At 69.2% G+C, this 3,617-nt stretch carries 3 protein-coding genes and 1 pseudogene; all 4 read right to left on the bottom strand.

All coding sequences use genetic code 11. The annotated features are described in order from the left end of the window. Positions 1–922, bottom strand: a pseudogene (gene sucA / locus Q0M60_RS01320) (2-oxoglutarate dehydrogenase E1 component); the annotation flags it as partial. Between the two features lie 151 nt (positions 923–1,073). After that, complete coding sequence (locus Q0M60_RS01315) at positions 1,074–1,265, bottom strand: hypothetical protein (protein WP_296814945.1); 192 nt, start codon at positions 1,263–1,265, stop codon at positions 1,074–1,076. A 6-nt stretch (positions 1,266–1,271) separates the two neighbouring features. Continuing rightward, entirely contained in the window at positions 1,272–2,174 is a 903-nt protein-coding gene (gene sucD, locus Q0M60_RS01310) for a succinate--CoA ligase subunit alpha (RefSeq protein WP_296814942.1), read from the bottom strand. A gap of 69 nt (positions 2,175–2,243) precedes the next feature. Then, positions 2,244–3,032, bottom strand: coding sequence for a hypothetical protein (locus Q0M60_RS01305; RefSeq protein ID WP_296814940.1), 789 nt, complete (start codon positions 3,030–3,032; stop codon positions 2,244–2,246). Positions 3,033–3,617 lie beyond the last annotated feature (585 nt).

Below are 3,617 nucleotides of genomic sequence, written 5' to 3'. Positions count from 1 at the left end.
GGAAGATGGCGGCGTAGGGCTTGCCCATGACGGCGGCCAGCACGTTCAGGCGACCGCGGTGGGCCATCCCCAGCACGATCTCGTCGACGCCCATGGCGCCGCCGCGCTTGATCACCTGCTCCAGCGCCGGGACCATGGCCTCGCCGCCGTCCAGGCCGAAGCGCTTGGTGCCGGGGAAACGCTTGTGCAGGAAGCGCTCGAAGGTCTCTGCCTCGACCAGCTTCTTGAGGATGGCGACCTTGCCTTCGGGGGTGAAGACGTTCTCCTCGTGGCGGCGCTCGATCCGCTCCTGCAGCCAGTCCTTCTCGGCCGGCTCGGCGATGTGCATGTACTGGATGGCGAAGGCGCCGCAGTAGACCCGGTGCAGCAGGTCCATGATCTGACGGATCGTCGCCGTCTCCTGGCCGAGCACGCCGTCCAGATAGATGGGCCGGTCCAGGTCGTCGGGCCCGAAACCCCAGTACTCCGGCGTCAGCTCCGGGTTGTCGACCGGCGCCTCGATTCCGAGCGGGTCTAGGTTGGCGTGCAGGTGGCCGCGAATCCGGTAGGTCCGGATCAGCATCAGGGCGCGCGCCGTATCGCGGGCGGCGGCCTGGATCTCGTCGGCCGAGGCGGAGGGGCGCGCCGCCTTCACGTCCTTGGCGGCCTTCGCCTCGACGGCGGGCCACACGCCGTCGAGCGCGGACAGGGTCTCGTCGCGGGCGATCTCGCGCGGGCGCGCCCAGGTGGCGGCGCCCTTGGCCGTCTTCACCTGATCGGCGCTCTCGTTGAGCTGCTCGAAGAAGGCGCGCCAGCCGGCGGGCACCGAGCCGGGATTCGCCGCCCAGCGCCCGTAAAGATCCTCGATGAAGTCGGCGTTGCCTCCGTAGAGGAAGGCGGTCTCGGCGAAGACCTGGTTCAGCCGGCCGGCGTCGTCAGCCATGGTGTTCCGTCGGTTCCATCACGCCCGGCGCACGTCTGCGCCAAGGCGGCGTGCGTCATATAGGCGCTGTTTCTTGGCGGGTCATGACCGGAAAGGGGCATCCGGTCAAAAAGCTGAACCCGGAAGCTGGGGCTTAGTGGGGCTGATGGCCTCAGTTGACCAGCAGCCGCACCAGGGCGTCGCCGATCAAGGCCACGCCGGCCAGCGCCAGGATCGGGCTGAGAGCGCCGAACGCAAGGGTCGGCCCCTTGCGGCTCGCGCGCGCTGCCCTGATCGCCTGGCGTCCGGCCAGGATGGCCGAGACGACCACCAGCACCCCGGCCGCCAGTTCGAGGTAGGCCACGGCACCTTACCCCTTGAGGACCTCGACCAGGGTCGCGCCGAGGCGGGCCGGGGAGGGCGAGACACGGATGCCCGCCGCCTCCATGGCCGCGATCTTGGATTCGGCGTCGCCCTTGCCGCCCGAGACGACCGCGCCCGCGTGGCCCATGGTGCGGCCCTTGGGGGCCGTGCGGCCGGCGATGAAGCCGACCATGGGCTTCTTGCGGCCCTTCTTCGCCTCGTCGATCAGGAACTGGGCCGCGTCTTCCTCGGCCGCGCCGCCGATCTCGCCGATCATGACGATGGACTGGGTCTCGTCGTCGGCAAGGAACAGCTCCAGCACGTCGATGAACTCGGTGCCCTTGACCGGATCGCCGCCGATGCCGACCGCCGTGGTCTGGCCCAGGCCCTCGTTCGAGGTCTGGAACACCGCCTCATAGGTCAGGGTGCCCGAGCGCGAGACGATGCCGACATTGCCCTTCTTGAAGATGGAGCCCGGCATGATGCCGATCTTGCACTCCTCCGGGGTCAGGATGCCCGGGCAGTTGGGGCCCAGCAGCCGCGACTTCGACCGGTCCAGCCGCGCCTTGACCCGGACCATGTCGAGCACCGGAATGCCCTCGGTGATGCAGACGATGAAGGGAATCTCGGCGTCGATGGCCTCGATGATGGCGTCCGCGGCGCCCGCCGGCGGGACGTAGATGACCGAGGCGTTGGCGCCCGTTGCGTCCCGGCCTTCCGCGACCGAGGCGAAGATCGGCAGGGTCTCGCCCTCCGAGCCGGTCCAGTTGGTCCCGCCCTTGGCCGGGTGGATGCCGCCCACCATGCGCGTGCCGTAGTAGCGAAGCGCCTGTTCGGTGTGGAAGGTGCCGGTCTTGCCGGTCAGGCCCTGGACTAGGACCTTGGTGTTCTTGTCGACGAGGATGGACATGGCGGGCTTTCTACGAGTCGTCGGGGAGAAGGGCGGCAGGCGCCGCCAATAGAGGGTTGGCCGCAGGGGTCAAGGCGAAGCGGCCGGTTCGAGGCGGGCGCCTGTTTCCGACATACCCGCGCGAGCAAGGGCCGCGACCACTTCAGCGTGGTTGGACAGCACCTCTGCGATCGGGAAGGGCGTCGTCCGCCGCCGGTCGACCACCAGGCCCTGGCTCGGCGCTGGGCGCCCAAGCCAGGCCGCCGCCTTCAGGGCGCCCACGCGCGGATCGGCCATCAGGTCGCGCTCGTATTCCAGTTGCAGGACGTCGAGGCCACTCACCGCCAGGGCGGCGCGGATCCGGTCGCGCATGTCGGCCTGCCGCCCGATCTCCGCCACGGCCCGAGCGGGTTCGATCTCGAACGGCTCGGGGCGCTCGGCCTCGTCGGTGCGGTGATACACGCCCGTCCGGCTCGCCAGGGTGGTGGAAACCAGCCTCGCCAGGAGGTCGCGTCGCTCCAGGTGGATGCAGCGGCTCGCGCCGCGCTCGGCCAGCGCCGGGACGAAGGTCTCGGGTCCGTCGGCGACGGCCTCGCGGATGAAGTCGAGGCTCTTGATCTCAAAGAGAACAGGGCTGGCCCGTTCACCTCTTGCGGCCGCGACCCTGGCCAAGGCGTCTAGCACCGAAGCGCTGGAATTCGCCGCGCCGCGTCCGCGCGAAAGGCCGTCGAGCGCCTCGTACTTCTGGCCCGACACCGGATGCAGGAATTCCCCCAGCGACACGCAGCCGAACTGGGCGAGCAGCCGCGTGAGCACCGTCGAGCCACACCGTCCGTAGTGGAGGATGCAGATGGCGTCGGACAGACCGTCAGCGGTCAAAGCGCCCCCTCTAGTCGTCGCCTATTCTGCGGCGGTTCCAGGACGTGTCAGTCGCACCGTCAAGCCGCTCGGGTAGAGATCATAGGATAGCGACAGCGCCGTCGGTTCGACCGTGGACCAAGCCCTAGCTTCGACTGAATTCGGTCTCGGGGCGGTCGGCGAAGGAGTCATCCCAAGCTCCAATGCCAGCGCCCCCGCTCGAGATCGCCAGTCGGCATCCGGATCCGTCGCCGCGACCCCGCAAGAGGTGGCGTGGGCGGGATCGGCGCCCGCGTTCTCGCCTGACATCCAAAACTGTCGGCGGCCGGGCTGAGCCCGATACATGCTTTCCCAGACCGTCGTATCCAGCGGATCTCCGGCCCGGACGACGCGGAGCAACTGCTCCCAGTCACGTTCATCCGCGAGTCGCTCGAAGGCCTCGCGCCGCATCTCCGTCCTGAGGCAGGCTTCGCGCAGGTCGTCGAACTGTGACTGAGCGAAACACGCGCCGGCGGACCCGACGGAACACGCGCTCACGAGGGCGAGCAGCGCTGGCCGCATTACCCCACCGCCGCGACGATCTTCTGCGCCGCGTCGTCGAGGTCG

Source organism: Brevundimonas sp. (assembly GCF_024711105.1).
Taxonomy (GTDB): Bacteria; Pseudomonadota; Alphaproteobacteria; order Caulobacterales; family Caulobacteraceae; genus Brevundimonas.
This window is presented reverse-complemented; position numbering and strand designations above follow the sequence as displayed.